We start from the raw sequence: 218 nt of genomic DNA, 5'->3' as shown, positions 1-218 counted from the left end.
ATACCAATCGCCTTTCCTCTAAGTTCAGGAAAGTCTAATTGTTCTACTGAAGCATAAAAAGCATCCATATCAATATGTATTATTTTGCGATTCATACTCTGCTACTTAACTACGAATCGAATTTACAAGAAAATTAAATGTTCTATAAAAAAATATTATCATTTTTAAAGTTTTATACCTGCTCTAACTTATCTTTTTTTATAAATTATACTACGTGT

Annotated in this window: 1 protein-coding gene; it reads right to left on the bottom strand. The window is 26.6% G+C overall.

Features of this window, described 5'->3' with window-relative positions:
- On the bottom strand, nucleotides 1-95 hold a 95-nt coding region (locus RH98_RS16225; RefSeq protein WP_369383833.1), incomplete at its 3' end, for a Y-family DNA polymerase.
- Between the last annotated feature and the right edge of the window lie 123 nt (nucleotides 96-218).

This window comes from Myroides injenensis M09-0166 (assembly GCF_000246945.1).
Lineage (GTDB): Bacteria > Bacteroidota > Bacteroidia > Flavobacteriales > Flavobacteriaceae > Flavobacterium > Flavobacterium injenense.
The sequence above is the reverse complement of the archived record's forward strand: the minus strand, read 5'-3'. Positions and strand labels throughout refer to the sequence as shown.